General features: G+C 61.1%; 16 protein-coding genes. 10 read left to right on the top strand and 6 right to left on the bottom strand.

Annotated features, from left to right (window positions below; genetic code table 11):
- Positions 1-674 precede the first annotated feature (674 nt).
- Entirely contained in the window at positions 675-1,910 is a 1,236-nt protein-coding gene (gene hemA / locus AC0QUY_RS40530; RefSeq protein ID WP_475391506.1) for a 5-aminolevulinate synthase, read from the bottom strand.
- A 96-nt stretch (positions 1,911-2,006) separates the two neighbouring features.
- Entirely contained in the window at positions 2,007-2,612 is a 606-nt protein-coding gene (locus AC0QUY_RS40525) for an SCO family protein (protein WP_161853369.1), read from the bottom strand.
- A 219-nt stretch (positions 2,613-2,831) separates the two neighbouring features.
- On the opposite strand from AC0QUY_RS40525, the gene AC0QUY_RS40520 reads away from it, so the two are divergent.
- From AC0QUY_RS40520 to AC0QUY_RS40475, 10 genes are all read left to right on the top strand, one after another.
- Entirely contained in the window at positions 2,832-3,590 is a 759-nt protein-coding gene (locus AC0QUY_RS40520) for a carboxypeptidase regulatory-like domain-containing protein (RefSeq protein WP_246738099.1), read from the top strand.
- Between the two features lie 130 nt (positions 3,591-3,720).
- On the top strand, positions 3,721-4,851 hold the full coding sequence (locus AC0QUY_RS40515) for a metallophosphoesterase family protein (protein WP_475391504.1): 1,131 nt from the start codon (positions 3,721-3,723) through the stop codon (positions 4,849-4,851).
- Between the two features lie 11 nt (positions 4,852-4,862).
- Positions 4,863-5,318: a c-type cytochrome gene (locus AC0QUY_RS40510; protein ID WP_246738100.1), complete on the top strand. Its 456-nt coding sequence runs from the start codon at positions 4,863-4,865 to the stop codon at positions 5,316-5,318.
- Between the two features lie 108 nt (positions 5,319-5,426).
- A complete protein-coding gene (locus tag AC0QUY_RS40505; protein WP_161853372.1) occupies positions 5,427-6,875 on the top strand; it encodes a cbb3-type cytochrome c oxidase subunit I in 1,449 nt (482 codons plus the stop codon).
- The gene (locus AC0QUY_RS40500; RefSeq protein ID WP_246738101.1) at positions 6,872-8,650 is read left to right on the top strand and encodes a cbb3-type cytochrome c oxidase subunit II; all 1,779 of its coding nucleotides are present in this window, start codon (positions 6,872-6,874) and stop codon (positions 8,648-8,650) included. Before AC0QUY_RS40505 ends, AC0QUY_RS40500 begins: the two co-directional genes overlap by 4 nt.
- A gap of 23 nt (positions 8,651-8,673) precedes the next feature.
- Positions 8,674-8,886 (top strand): hypothetical protein, encoded by a 213-nt coding sequence (locus AC0QUY_RS40495; protein WP_161853373.1) that lies wholly within the window; start codon positions 8,674-8,676, stop codon positions 8,884-8,886.
- Entirely contained in the window at positions 8,879-9,049 is a 171-nt protein-coding gene (locus AC0QUY_RS40490; protein ID WP_247836781.1) for a hypothetical protein, read from the top strand. Before AC0QUY_RS40495 ends, AC0QUY_RS40490 begins: the two co-directional genes overlap by 8 nt.
- A 164-nt stretch (positions 9,050-9,213) precedes the next feature.
- On the top strand, positions 9,214-9,336 hold the full coding sequence (locus AC0QUY_RS40485) for a hypothetical protein (protein ID WP_256380269.1): 123 nt from the start codon (positions 9,214-9,216) through the stop codon (positions 9,334-9,336).
- A gap of 49 nt (positions 9,337-9,385) precedes the next feature.
- Positions 9,386-10,102: a sulfite exporter TauE/SafE family protein gene (locus AC0QUY_RS40480; protein ID WP_161853375.1), complete on the top strand. Its 717-nt coding sequence runs from the start codon at positions 9,386-9,388 to the stop codon at positions 10,100-10,102.
- A complete protein-coding gene (locus AC0QUY_RS40475) occupies positions 10,099-12,258 on the top strand; it encodes a heavy metal translocating P-type ATPase (RefSeq protein ID WP_475391501.1) in 2,160 nt (719 codons plus the stop codon). The genes AC0QUY_RS40480 and AC0QUY_RS40475 overlap by 4 nt, the downstream gene beginning before the upstream one ends.
- On the opposite strand, the gene AC0QUY_RS40470 is transcribed toward AC0QUY_RS40475, so the two are convergent.
- From AC0QUY_RS40470 to AC0QUY_RS40455, 4 genes are all read right to left on the bottom strand, one after another.
- The gene (locus AC0QUY_RS40470; RefSeq protein WP_475391500.1) at positions 12,243-13,523 is read right to left on the bottom strand and encodes an FCSD flavin-binding domain-containing protein; all 1,281 of its coding nucleotides are present in this window, start codon (positions 13,521-13,523) and stop codon (positions 12,243-12,245) included. The two genes, AC0QUY_RS40475 and AC0QUY_RS40470, sit on opposite strands and share 16 nt — an antisense overlap.
- Positions 13,520-13,834 carry a c-type cytochrome gene (locus tag AC0QUY_RS40465; protein WP_475391498.1) on the bottom strand — a complete coding sequence of 105 codons (315 nt, stop codon included), beginning with the start codon at positions 13,832-13,834 and terminating at the stop codon, positions 13,520-13,522. Before AC0QUY_RS40465 ends, AC0QUY_RS40470 begins: the two co-directional genes overlap by 4 nt.
- 88 nt (positions 13,835-13,922) lie before the next feature.
- Complete coding sequence (gene soxZ / locus AC0QUY_RS40460; protein WP_161853377.1) at positions 13,923-14,249, bottom strand: thiosulfate oxidation carrier complex protein SoxZ; 327 nt, start codon at positions 14,247-14,249, stop codon at positions 13,923-13,925.
- Positions 14,250-14,265: 16 nt separating this feature from the next.
- Positions 14,266-14,520: a thiosulfate oxidation carrier protein SoxY gene (locus AC0QUY_RS40455; RefSeq protein WP_475391497.1), complete on the bottom strand. Its 255-nt coding sequence runs from the start codon at positions 14,518-14,520 to the stop codon at positions 14,266-14,268.
- Between the last annotated feature and the right edge of the window lie 146 nt (positions 14,521-14,666).

Raw genomic sequence — 14,666 nt, 5'->3', positions numbered from 1 at the left:
CGCTCAGAACCTTCGTAAGATGGCCAAGCTGATCCCGATGCCCGCGTGAGCCTCATCAAGCCGACTCGTCCGCGGAACAGCGGGCGTTCACGACGAAACTACTGCCGCCTTTTTCAACGGAATCGGCGCAAAGCGGTCGTTGTGGCCCAATGTTGGATTTGGCTATATCCGGCTGGCTGGACCTAGCTCAAACTTCCTCATGATGGATTGGGAGAGAGTGCGATTCATTCAAATGGCTAGATGTGAGCGTGTGCACGACGTGTGCACCGGGAGGTCAAGAGAAATCTATTGATGGCAATCTGAGCAGCTCTCCGAGGCGTGTTGTAGACGTCGGGTGCGACGCGGACGGATCGGATTGATTGGAACAGAATGCTCCACTTTCGATCGAGAAGCTGAACTCACTCGTCTGAAATGGAGAACGGGACCAACCTTCGTCTTTGCCGGCGGGGCAGGGGAGCTGCTGGTTCAGCGAGAGAGCGACGAATTCTGATGACGGGAGCTCGAGTCGCGCCCCCGCTACTCAGTTCTACGATGTTGCATATTTTTCTTATTTTTCTGCGATGAGGAGTGCGAGCCTACATGCCTCATCGCCGAAAATGCCCGAAATCACAGTCCTTGAAACTCCTCCTGTGCCCACTCGCGATCAACTCGCGCCTTCAGGATGCCGTCCAGATCTACGCGCTCATCTGCACGAGCGCTCGGTCCTCGCGCGGCAGGTCGAGCCGCTCCCAGACATCGATCAGCGCGCTGGCGAGCGCTTCGATCGTGTCGTCGTCGTGATGGGGCGAAGGCGTGATGCGCAGCCGCTCCGTACCGCGCGGCACGGTCGGGTAGTTGATCGGCTGGATATAGATGCCATGCTCGGTGAGCAGGAGGCCGCTTGCCTCCTTGCAGTGTTCTGGATCGCCGACGAGGATGGGTATGATGTGCGTTTCGTTCGGCATGACCGGGAGCCCGGCCGCAGTGAGCACTGCCTTCGTGCGCGCCGCGCGGTGCTGGTGGTGCTCGCGCTCCCAATTGGAGCGCTTGAGGTGGCGGATCGCCGCGGTTGCAGCGGCACAAATCGCTGGCGGAAGGGCTGTGGTGAAAATGAAGCCAGGCGCGTATGATCGCACCGCATCGATCAGCGCGGCATCGCCCGCAATGTATCCGCCAAGACAGCCGAACGCCTTGGCAAGCGTTCCTTCGATGACGTCGACGCGGTGCGCTGCGCCTTCGCGTTCTGTGATGCCGCCGCCGCGCGGGCCGTACAGGCCGACCGCATGCACCTCGTCGCAATAGGTCATCGCCTCGTAACGCTGGGCAAGATCGCAAATGCCGTTGATGGGGGCGACGTCACCATCCATGGAATAGAGGCTCTCGAACACGATCAGCTTCGGCCGTTGGGGCTCGGCCCGTTTGAGCAGCTCTTCGAGGTGGCCGAGATCGTTATGGCGCCAGATATGCTTGTCCGTCCCGGACTGGCGCACGCCCTCGATCATCGAGTTGTGGTTGAGTGCGTCGGACAGAATCACGCAGCCCGACATTAGCCGGGCAATCGTTGCAATTCCGGTCTGGTTCGAGACGTAACCGGAAGTGAACACAAGCGCCGCCTCCTTGCCGTGCAGGTCGGCCAACTCGCGCTCAAGCTCGACCAGCGGATGACTGGTGCCGGCGATGTTACGCGTGCCGCCCGCACCGGTGCCCATGCGGATCGCGGTTTCGACCATGGCGCCGATCACCTTCGGGTGTTGCCCCATCGCGAGGTAGTCGTTGGAGCACCAAATCACGACGCTGCGCGGGCCCGCAGGCGAGTGCCAGATGGCGCGGGGATAGCGCCCGGCGATGCGCTCAAGATCTGCAAAGATGCGGTAGCGCCGTTCGTCCCGTAAACGCGCAAGGGCGCGTTGGAAATAGCCGTCGTAATTCATGACAGCCCTCCGGTTTGCGAGGGTCTCAGATGTTCGTGCGACGCCCTTGGTCAGGACGCGCTCTCATTGCGTTGATCGTCCCCGATGACTTGCGTTCTAGCGAGCCTTTGCCATGGCGCCGCGCACCACCTCGGCGATGCGCTCGCCTGGCGTGTCGGCGTCAAGACCGCGCACGAATTCACCTTCAGTGTCCATCAGGTAGAGATAGGTGCTGTGGTCCATGACATAGTCTTCGGCGCCCGGCCCGCTCTTACGAGGTTCATAATAGACCCCATACTCTTGGGCGACGGCAGCGATCTGTTGCGGCGTGCCAGTGAGTCCGACGATCCTCAAATCAAATGACTGGGTGTAGTTCCCCATGACCGTCGGCGTATCGCGCTGCGGATCGACGGTAATGAACAACGGTTGGAGCTTGTCGGCGTCGGGGCCGAGCTTCTCGAGCGCGGCGGAAATCTCAAGGAACGCCGTAGGGCAGCTATCGGGACACGAAGTGAAGCCGAAATAGACTAGAAGCCATTTCCCACGGTAGGTCTGTTCCGTGACCGTTGCCCCATCAGGTGAGGTTAGTGTGAACGGGCCGCCGATCATGACCGGCGAGTTGGCTGCACGCACGAGCGGTTGGCTCAACACCAAGGCGGTGGCGACAGCAATCCCGAAAGGGATTGCTCGTCCGAGGACCGAAAATATGGGATGGCGACGCATCAAATGCCTCCCTGCGGCGGCGGTGCTTAGCCGCCACAAACTTCTCTCCCGTTTCAGCGGGTATTTCTTAGACGATTTTTGCTCTCAAGCTTCATAAGCTTTGCTTAAGGTCTCGCAAAGCAGTTCTGATTTTCCTAACCCCTGCAAATGGCGGTTAGCTCTCGACGAATTCCTGCGGATATCAAAGATCAACACCAAAGATCAAGAGAGAGTGCTGTGATGACTGGCTTAGCTATGAAGTGGCTGATCGGGGTGTCGTCGATGGTCGCGGCGGTAGCAACGCCGCTCCCGGCGCAAGCCTACGAAGCGGGCCCGGTCGCCGGCGGCGGATCGATCACCGGCAAGGTCGTGTTCAACGGCCCCCCCGGCACCCGCAAGGTCATTCCGACCAAGGACATCGAGGTGTGCGGCGGTCCCTACGAGGAGACGCTCATTCAGGTCGGGCCGGACAAGAGCGTGCAGAACGCCGTCGTGTATCTGGCCGATATCGCGAAAGGAAAAGCCTGGCCGGAGCAAGCCAAGAAGCCAGAGATCGACAACAAGAAGTGCAAATTCGAACCTAGCATTCAGGTGATACGCGTGGGCGGGCTGGACGTCGTCAATAGCGATCCGATGCTCCACAACACGCACGGCTATTACGGCAAGCGCACCGTGTTCAACCTCGCTCTGCCCAACCAGGGTCAGCGAATTCCCGTCGAATTGCCGCGGCCGGGCGAGGTGCGCATCGACTGTGACGCGCATGGCTGGATGGAAGCGTTTATCTATGTCGCCGACAATCCCTACTACGCCGTCACCGGCGCCGACGGAAAGTTCACCATCTCCGACGTTCCGGCCGGAACCTACAAGCTGGTGGCGTACCAACCTTTCACCGGCCCGAACGAGCAGACGGTGACCGTTGCGGCGGGGAAGTCGAGCGATCTGAACATCGAACTGAAGAAGGGCGCCTCGGCGGTTCAAGGCGGTTCCGGCGCGAAGTAACGGACTTCTGCGGCTCGACCGGCGACAATCGAGCCGAAGGAACAAGAAAATCTGGCGAGGTGGCAAACAACCAGAGTCGCCTAGTGGAGAGGAGCAACGCTGTAACGACCAATCGCAAGGGAGGAAGCCCATGTCCGAGCTTGAGCGCGACCGGCGTGAAATAGCTGCGGTACTCCAACAGCCCGGAGTGCGTCCTGACCCCTCGCTGCGGATTACCCGGCGCACCTTTGTTCACAGATCATGTCTCGTCGGAGCCGCGACCGTAGCCGAGACCTTCGCCTGGTGGCCGCTGCTCAACACTCTCGATGTCGCTTATGCGGCCGAGGCGCCATTCAAGTTTGCCTGGATTTCCGACACCCATCTCTATCCGAAATCCCTCAATACGCGCTTCGTCGAGAAGACGGTGCGTGCCGCCAAGGAGGTGCAGGCGATGAGTCCGCCGGCCGACTTCCTGATTTTCGGCGGCGACCTGGCCCAGCTTGGCAAGGTCGAAGAACTTGAGCTCGGTGTGGAGATCCTGAAAGAAATCAACATCCGCAAGGTCTACATTCCGGGCGAGCACGATTGGTACCTCGACATGGGTAAGAAGTGGGGCGAACTGTTCGGTCAGCCTAACTGGACATTCGACCATAAGGGCGTGCGCTTTGTCGGGCTCGATACCGTCAGTCGCGGTCCGGACTATTGGACGGCGAAGAAGATGAGCCCCGAGGAGCGCATGGGTCACATGGCCACGCTCGACGGCACCGTCGCTGGCCCGTGGGCGGGCGTCGGCCGCGATCAGCTCGACTGGCTGCAGAAGACGCTTGCCAATTGGGACCGGAACCGGCCGGTCGTCATCTTCAGCCACAATCCGCTCTACGAGTACTATCCGCCGTGGAACTTTTGGGTGCGCGACTGGCGCGAGGTGAACGAGGTGCTCAAGCCCTACACCAAAGTCACCAACATTCACGGTCACACGCATCAGGTGCTCTACAACGAGATCGGCACCATGCGTTCGATCGGCATGCTGGCAACCTCATGGCCTTGGCCTTACGCCCCGGAGGGGGTGCCGAAGCTTACAAAGCCGATGATACGGGTCGACCCTGGTGATCACTTTGACGGGGTAGGTTGGGCGAAGATCGACGTCAGCGCCGAGGACAAAGTCGACGCCGAATACGTAATGTGGCGCAAGCAGGTATACGCGCAGTCTCCAGATGACTATGCGAAGAGCATTCCCGAGGTTTTGCGGCCCCGGATCGCTGACAGTATTTGGCCATATTAGGAGGAATGGGCATGACCGCGTCGACAACATGCCGTTTCATTCTGTTCCGCGCTGTCCCAGCGGTAGCGCTTGCCGCCCTGGTCGGCCCTGCGGGTGCGCACAAGGATCCGGTGACGCCGCAGCTGCTGAACTCCTACCAGCAAGTGTTCATGGAGCAGGTCCGCAAAGGCGACCTGCTGTTCCACGGCGATGCAGCAACCGAAGAGGCGATGGGTGTCGTGTTGTCCAAAACTGGAATGGCATGCGCTATGTGCCATCCCATGACGGCCGATACCCACCCCGCCACGTTCCCGAAGTTCCAGGCGCAGATGGCCAAGTTCGCGACGCTGCGCGACATGATCAATTGGTGCATCGAGAAGCCCAACCAGGGAGAAAAGATCGCCGATGACTCGGACGCGATGAAGGCTTTGGAAGCGTATATTTACTGGTCGCAGAGCGGCTCGGTGTTGAACCCGGGCAAGTTCTGATTTCGATGCTGCGAAGCGGAGGCTTCTAGCGCGCGGCATTGCTGTCGAAGGTGCGCTGACTGAGAACAGGAGAGAACGCATTATCAGACAAGCAAAGGGCAATGCTCCATGGCGGAAGTGCTTCCTGCAGAGAGATTGCACGGCAGGTTCGCCGGCATCAATCTGGATGATCTGGTCGACTGGGTGGTGGTCCGAACCTGGCTTTATTTCGGAATGTTCTGGCTCCTTGTCACACCATCGATCGGCGTCGCCCTCTCAAGCCTCTTCAATCATCCCGATTATCTCGGAAACGCAATAGGGCTCACCTTCGGCAGGCTGCGGCCTGTGCACGTCAACGGCGTCATCTTCGGCGCCTTTTCGACGCTGTTCATCGGCGAATGTTACTATCTTGTGCCGCGCCTGTGTGGCGTCCGCGTGGTCTGGCCGCAACTGGGCGTTCCGCTGGCCTGGCTATGGAGTATCGCCGTTTTCGCCGGTCTGGTGTCGCTGGCATTCGGCCAGAATCACGGTCTCGAAGCCGGCGAGCTTCCGCTGTTCGCTGAAATCCCGATCTTCATCGTCGTTGCCACGGTGACCGCGCAATTCCTGATCACCATCGGGCAGCGACTGGAGCCGCCGCTTTATGTTGCACTTTGGTACCTGATCGCCACCTTCATCTGGACGACGATGAATCTCGTACTCGGCAGCTTCATCCTGCCGTACACGATTTCCGGAATCAACAGCGCGGCGTTCCACGGTCTCTACATCCACTACATCGTCGGGCTGTGGCTGACGCCGGCCGGCTATGTGCTGATCTACTATTTCCTCCCCGTTGCCGCGCGCAATCCGCTGTTTGCGCACAAGCTCTCTTTGGTCGGCTTCTGGTCACTCGCCCTGTTCTATCCCTTCGTCGGCATCCATCATTATCTCTACAGTCCAATTGCCGACTGGGCCGAAACGCTGGCGATCATCACCTCGATGCTTCTTATCATTCCGGTGTGGACCGTGCTGGTGAATTTCTTCGGAACAATGACGGGCAAGTGGCACGAGTTCGGGCGGAACCTGCCGGCTAAGTTCCTGATCATGGGCTCTCTGATGTATCTCGTCGGGTGCTTCCAAGGCTCGACCGAAGCCTTGCGCTCAATCCAGCAGCCCACCCACTTCTCCGACTTCGTCATCTCCCACTCGCACCTCACCGTATTCGGGACCTTCGTGGTCTGGGCGATGGGAGGTCTGGTCTATGTCTGGCCGCGGGCATTCAAGCGTGAATTGTGGTCCTTCAGGCTTGGCAATTGGTCATTCTGGCTGATTACCGTCGGCATTGCCACCATGGGCCTAGTGCTGACCGCCGCTGGCCTGCAGCAGGGCTTTCAGTGGATGAGCGGCACCGAATGGCTTGATACCGTAGTGTGGATGCAGCCCTACTGGCTGGTGCGCACGATGTCTGGCATCAGCATGGACATCGGCATGTCTCTCTTGGTCATCAATTTGGCAATGACGGCGCTGACCAGTCAGGTCGTGGCCCCGGCGCCGGCGATTGAGCCCGGAGTGATCCCGGTTGGGAGGCCGGCCGAATGAGCGCGCATGACGACGGCACTCGGCCGCGTGGTGGAGAGGGCGAAAGCCGTGCCGCCCGGTGGCGGGCCTGGTTGCGCTGGCGCTGGAAGCCTGAAGCCATTAGCGCGCGCTTTGTCGCACTGGTCGCCGGCATCATCTTCTTCTTCCTCGCCGTCCTCACCCAGGGCGTTCTCCCCTTCATCGAGCCCTCAGCCCGGACTACCGAGGTGACTGCCGTCGTCCGTACCGACTACGGCCAGCTTAAATGGATGCTCAGCGACGCCACCGATTACACGCCGACGCAGCAACTCGGCCGCCAAGTCTATCTGCGCGAGGGCTGTTGGTATTGTCATTCGCAGTATGTGCGCCCGGTAACCGGCGAGACGCGCCGCTGGGGCCCGGTGAGCGAGGCCGGCGAATACGCCTATGATGTCCCGCATCTGTTCGGCACCCGGCGCATCGGGCCGGACCTGACCCGGGTTGGGCTCAAATACAGCAACGAGTGGCATTTGGCCCACTTCTGGAATCCGCGCGAGCTATTGCCTGACTCGATCATGGCACCGTATCGGGCACTGTTCGAAACACCCCGGGAGCCAGTCAAGATCGTCGATGACGGGGCCGGAAATCGCACGCTGGAAAATAATGCCATCACGCAAAAGCTGTTCGACTTCGAAAGCAAGGTGCAGATCAAACTCACGCCGAACGCCGGCGGGCTGCTGTTCGTCCCGTTGGAAGCACGCGATAAGGCACCGGCGATCCTGATCCCGAACAACGAATATATCGGCAATACGGTTACGATCGCGGCCGAGACGAAAGAACTCGAAGGTCTGATCGCTTATCTGCAAAAGCTCGGCATGAACCGTGGCAAATGGCGCGACGTGTTCGAGCCGCAGCAGCTTGAGGTGACGCAGGCCACGCTGCCGCGCTCTTCCGAGTGGATTGACTATGGCCGGGTTGTCTATGAGCGGCGGTGTGTCGGCTGTCATGGCGTCAAGGGCGACGGGAACGGCCCCGCGGCGACGTTCCTGTATCGGCAGCGGCCGCGAAGCTTTGCAGCGGCGGTCTTCAAGTTTAGGCTGACCAAGGAACCTGTCCCGACCGACGGCGATCTCTTGCGCACGATCACTCGGGGCGTGCGCGGCACCGCCATGCCGCCCTGGTATGAGCTGCCCCTGACGGATCGGCTCGCGGTCATCCAATACATCAAATATGAGCTGGCGGTCGATCGCTCCGATCCGGCGAAGCCGTATTCGTTCTTCATCGAGGAACCGCCGGGCGCTCCCTTGTACATCCAGCGGCCACCGGCCCCGTCGCAGCAGATCCTTGCCCGCGGCAAAGAGGTCTGGCGGATCGCCAAATGCTGGGAGTGCCACGGCAATTCCGGCAAGGGCGACGGCGAAAAGGCTGCTGGCTTGAAGGACGATCTCGGCTTTCCGATCCCGCCCGCCGATCTAACCACCGGCCAGTTCAAGTCGGGTCCGGCGGTCGAAGACATCTTCCGGACCATGACGACCGGGTTGAGCGGCACGCCTATGCCTAATTACCGCGACTCGCTGCCCGAGGAAGACCGCTGGGCGCTCGCCTATTACGTGCTCTCGCTTTCCGCCTTCACGGATCCCATCACGGGCGAGCCGCTTCCTATCACATCCGCCGATCGCACTGCGCTCAACGATCCCAAACTGCAAGCGGACACGCCGGACAAAGCCTATATTCCGAACGGGCGCGCGCAGAGGACCGGCGGCTCGAAGGCAGCGCGTGGCAGTTCGCGTGGGGAGGCCGCGGCCAAACAACCTTGAGCGGCCGCCAAGGAGAATGAACCATGATCACCAATTTCGAGATCGTCGGCCCCTATCTCGCCGCGTTGATGATGAGCCTCGGCGCGGTCTGCATCTTCGTTTGGGGCGTGTTCTCGGGCGCGTTCCACGGGGCAGACGAAGCAGCTTTACGATTCTATCAAAGGGAGGTCGGCGATGACGGACCTGCAGCAGAGCGACCCGGAAAGCCCGACGCACCCCAAGCTGGAGGTGCGTGAGAGTTCGCCTCCGGAATTGGAGGAATATGCTGGCGGCACCATTCAGGCCCGCGTTGGATATATCCCGGTGTGGCTGCTTGTCACCTACGCGGTCCTGTTCGCCTGGGGCCTGTACTATATGTACGCCTATTGGGGTGGCGTTGGGCCGGGGCGGCCTGGTTAGGCGGCCGGCTGAAGCTGGGACTTGTTAGAATCTTGTTAGAATAGGCAGAACGGACATGCTGGCAGCGAAGATTGTTCTCGTGGTCGCGGGCCTGAACCTGCTGTTCCTGGCGGCTGAGTTGACTATGAACGTGGTGCTGATTTCCCTGCGCTGACGGAGGGACCATGTTGGAACACACCGCTTTCTTGTTGGCTGATGCAGGCCCATCCCAAGTCGTCGCCTTCCTGATCTACGGGATCTGCACCGTCGGCTTCTGCGCCTGGCTGATTTACCTCGTTCGGGAATAGGGGACAGCGCGGCTAAAGCTTGCGGTGATGAGTAAACAGGGCGTATGCGATGACCGCCTATATTGTCATTTTCGCAGCGGGGTTCGCCGGCAGTTTTCACTGCATCGGTATGTGCGGCGGGTTCGCTTGTGCGCTCGGCCGCGATCCGCAGGGACCTGGCGCGACAGTTCTGCGTCATCTGCTGTATAATACAGGTCGATTGACGACCTACTGCTTTATCGGCGGACTTGCGGGCGCCCTCGGTCAGCTCATATGCACGCCGCAGGGAACGACAGTCCCGCTGCTGAGCGGTTCGCTTGACAGCGGTCAGCGGATTCTCGCGATCCTCGCCGGGCTGCTGATGATCGCCATGGCGCTGCAGTTTTTTGGCCTGCTGCCGCGCCTGCATCGCATCACGACAGGCTCCGGCAGCACCCTCGCGACATCCCTGCGCAGCCTGTTGACGGCGCCGGGACATGCCGCCCCGCTCGCGTTTGGCGTATTCAATGGCTTCCTGCCTTGTCCGCTGGTCTACGCCTTTGCCGCGCAGGCGGCGAGCACGGCCGGAGCGTTGCCGGGCTTTCTCACCATGGCAGCGTTCGGGCTTGGGACCTTCCCCGCAATGCTTCTGATGGGCGGCGTCGGCCGAGCGCTGGCGCCGGCGTGGCGGCAGCGCGGCGTGTGGCTGGCCGGCAGTTGCATTCTGCTCCTCGGTCTCGTCACCGTTGGCCGCGGCATCCTGCCCTTCGCCGTGCACTTCGCGCATGGTTGGACAGAACCAGCATGACGGCCCAGGACCGTGCGCTGTGCAGCCGCTGCCTGTTACCCATCGGGCGGCGGGCGATGCGACGCACGGTAAACGGTGAGGCCTGCGCATTCTGCTGCTACGGCTGCTGTATCGCCTACCAGGTCAAGCACGGCAAAACCGAGGAATGGGAGGCCGCTTGGCTGCTGATCCGGCTCGGTGTCGGCGGCTTTCTCTCCATGAATATCATGCTGTTCAGCCTGCTCCTGTACAGCGACGCCTTCAGCGGCGCCGATGCCGAGATGCTTCCCTGGATTCATCTCTTGCTCTGGCTATTTGCCACGCCCGCGGTGATCATTCTCGGCGGACCGTTTCTGCGCGAGGCGTGGCTCCACGGCATGGAGGGACGCCTGACCTCCTCGGCTCTCATTGTGCTCGGCGTCGGCGCCGCCTACCTTTATTCCGCTTTTGCCACCATCGAGGGCAGCCCGCAGGTTTACTTCGATACGGCCACCATGGTGCTGATGCTGTTCACCGCGGGCTACTATCTCGACGCCGCCGGGCGTGCACGGGCGGCGCGTGACCTGCAGCCGCTCTTGGCCGCGGAAAGTGAGTGGGCCACCGTCGTCATTGGCGATGGAGAGTACCGCCGGCCGGTGCGCGAGGTTGACGCGGGTGTGCTGGTTCGAGTTCGGCCGGGCGAACGCATTCCCGTCGACGGCGTGATCATGGAGGGCGAATCGCACACCGACGAGGCCCTGATCACAGGCGAAAGCCGGCAGATCGCCAAGGGCGTCGGCTCGCATGTGATCGCCGGCAGCATCAATTTTGACGGGCCGCTCCTGATCCAAAGCAGCGGCGTGGCAAACGCGACCCGCTGGGCACAGATTTGTCGATCGGTACGGGATGCATTAATCCGCCGGAGCCCGAGCCAGCGTCTCGCCGACAACATTGTAGGCGTCTTCGTGCCGATTGTTCTCGTGCTGGGCATTGGAGCGTCGGTGTACTGGGCGCGGCATTTGCCGTTCGACCGTGCGCTATTGATCGGTCTTGCGGTACTGGTGGTGGCCTGTCCCTGCGCGGTCGGGTTGGCGGCACCGATGGCCACCTCGCTGGGCATTGGACGGCTGGCCCGATACGGCTGCCTGGTGCGCGACCCGGCCGCGCTTGAGGCGCTGGCGCGCATCCGGCTGATCGCCTTTGACAAGACCGGCACGCTCACCTCGGGTCAGGCGCGCGTTGTCTCTATCGACAGCGATGGAACCAGCGCCGATGTGGTGCTCGCGCAGGCCGCCGGACTGGAGCGCCATTCCGAGCACGGCTTGGCTCGTGCTATAGCTGCAGCGGCAGCTGCTCGTGGACTCGAGCCAGTCGCCATCCACGACGTTCGAGTCGTGCCGGGGCGTGGCATCCGTGGCAAGTCGGACGGCCGGATCGTAGCGGCAGGCAGCGCCGCATTGATGCGGGAGTTGGGTTGGTCGCTGACGCCAAATCTGGCTGATTACGGGAGACGGCGTGAAGCGAGCAGCCATTCCGTGATCTATGTCGGCTGGGGCGAGCGGGCATATGCTGTGCTTTCACTTGACGATACGCCGCTGCCGGAGGCGCGCTCGACCATCGAAGCGCTGCGCCGCCGTGGGGTCCGCGTGACGTTGTTGACCGGCGATCTTCCGGCAGCCGCAGTGCGGATTGCCGCTGCGGTCGGAATTGAGAGCGGCGATATCGAGGCTGGCCTGACACCCGAGGCCAAACGCGCGGCGCTGGAACGCCGTCGGCATGCCCATGGCATGGTAGCGATGGTCGGCGACGGCCTCAATGACGCGCCCGTGTTGGCCGGAGCCGATGTCGGGATCGCCGTCGGTTCGGCGACGGACCTTGCTCGCGAGGCTGCAGCAGTCGTGCTCCCGCCCGGGGGGCTACGGACGCTGCCGTGGGTGATCGACGTCGCTCGCGCAGTTCGCGCGACCATTCTCACCAACCTGGCCTGGGCGTTCGGTTACAATTTCATCGCCATTGGGCTGGCGATGGTCGGAGTCCTCCAGCCAGTGCTGGCGGCGGCAGTGATGGCCGGCTCAAGCATTATCGTCGTCCTGAATTCGCTGCGGCTGGAGCGGCTACCCGAGCCAGCTCCATCCGCCGCGGCGGAGAGCACTCCTGCACCTCGCAGCACGGCCACTTCAAATCAGAAAGCTGCATAGCCGAAGGTGTCACGCGTAAAGGCGGTGTACCAGCTTTGCGCCTCGCGTGCGGCCTGGTGGCGGGTTTCGGCGCTTTCGTGCACCTGGCTGACGAAGTTGTCGACGATCTTGATCGTTCCGGCCGCGGGCTTGAAGCTGATAGCATTGCTCACTGCATCGTCGGGACTAAGAAAAGTATAGCAGGTGTTGAATAAATGAGGTGGTTGGCGTTCGGACCCGGTCAGCGCCGCGATGATGGCAAACGCGCAGGCCTTGGCCTGGCTATTCGCAACGAACGCCGATTTCGGCATGTCGCCGGCACTGGTCGCATCGCCCACCACATGGATTCCCGGCTGCAGCTTCGATTCGAACGTTATGGGATCGATCGGGCACCAGCCAGATTGATCCACGAGGCCATTTTGCTGCGCGAACTGGCCGGCCATTTGCGGGGGTATAACATTTGCAACCGCGGCCTTGAATGTCTCGCTCGCAGTCTTGACGGATCGCTCCTTCACGTCGATGGCCTTTATTCCACCGGTGAATTGGGCAGGTAGCCATTCGATCATACCTCGATAGTGTCGCTCCCACGCATCCAGAAATAGATCCTGCGCGTTGAAGCTATCTTTCGCATCGAGGATCAGGATCCTCGAGCGCGGCTTATGCTGTTTGAAATAATAAGCAATCAGAGAGGCACGTTCGTATGGGGCGGGCGGACAGCGGAACGGGTTAGGGGGCGCGACGAGCACGAAGACGCCGCCATCCTCCATGCTTTCGAGTTGCCGTCGCAACAGCTGCGTCTGTGAGCCCGCGTTCCAGGCATGCGGGATGACCTGCGTTGCCGCCTCGTCATACCCTGCGAGGGCCTCGTAATTGAAAGCGATGCCAGGGGCAACGACGACTCGGTCGTAAGGCAATTTTGGACCACTCTTGAGCCCAACGGTTTTTGCGACCGGATCGACCGCTGCCACGGAGTCATGAACAACATTGATGCCATATCGTTGCGCCAGCGTCTCATAGCCATGCGTAAGCGACTCGAGCGAACATAGCCCGGCGATATAAAGGTTGCTGAAAAAGCAGGTCGTATAGCTCGGATTTGGCTCAACCAACGTGATCTCGATCGTTCGCGCGCTGGCGGCCAAGTACTTGGCGGCCGTGGCACCGCCGATGCCGCCGCCAACAACGACAACCCTCGCCTTGGATTCGCTTGCAGCCAATCGAGGGCCGAGCCCTGCAAGGACTATTGCTCCGGTCGAGCGGCCGAACTCTCGACGCGTCCAGGACTTCATGGCCTAACCTGCTTGTTCAGAGCTGCGAGATGGGGCGCCACGGTTGCGATTTCTTCATCACTGAGCGATAGGGCGATGGCGCGCATGATATGGCTTGGGCGCTCGTGCGCTCTGTACGCAAGCATTGTGCGGGTGAGCATCTTCGGACTCATGCCAAGGATCGTCGGAATACCACCATCGCCGCCATCCAGACGATGGCACGACGCGCACATCGCGGCGAGTTGGGCTCCACCATCGCGGTCCGCTGCCTGGCTGGGATCGGCGACAGTAATGAACGAAGCAGCAATGGAAGCGGCGATGATTTTGCGCATGCTGAGTCCGGCTCCATCCCCGTGTCTGCGATCGCCGATCCCTTTGCTCATGGCGTGAAAGGAGCATGGCAACATCACTACAACATCATTAGGCGACAGTGAGCTGGTGCTCCAACACATAGACGCCGCCGCCATCCTCTTCCCAAACGAACTCGAGCCGACCGCTCTCCGTCGCGCGCAAGTAGAATTCGATAAACGGATTCGCCGCCATGGCTTCGTGGAGATCGACGCTGAACACCACGACGCCATTGTGGCGACAGGTAAACTTGTTGATGATCTTGCGCGGGATGGCGTTGCCGCGGTCATCGTGCCGCAGCCCGGTCTCCATCTGATGGCTGATCAGGGTCTTGACCGGAAACACTTCACCGGTCGCGGCGGATCTTGGCACTTGCACACGGGGTGCCGGAGTGAACATTCCGCACCTCCTTCCGTCACTTGCATCCGTTGGTTGCGACCTCGACCCAGCTTTCTGTCATCAGCAATGTACCGTCGTTCATCTCCGCAACCGCCAGAACATATTGCGGTTCGGCAAGGCGAATGCGTGCCGACACGCGGGGCTCGCTGCGTTGTGGGACGAAATGAAAGGTGGCGACCTCAATCAGCGGGTTTCGTGGCGCCAGCACAGAAACGTGCCTGACGTGATCGGCTTCCGTCATGGGACTATCGATCGCGAGCGTAAGCGGCACTGTGTATCCATTCGGAAAGGCTTACGATTACCCACATTTTTGAGTCAGAGTTTTGCTCCCGTTGCGATATCGATGAATCGCGATAATCCGCGCCACATGATCAGATTCCCTGGTGGCGGATCGTTGGCGCGGGCGAGATAGCCGCC

The organism is Bradyrhizobium sp. WYCCWR15520 (assembly GCF_056174665.1).
Note: the sequence above shows the minus strand (reverse complement) of the source record. Positions and strands in the feature narration are given on the sequence as shown.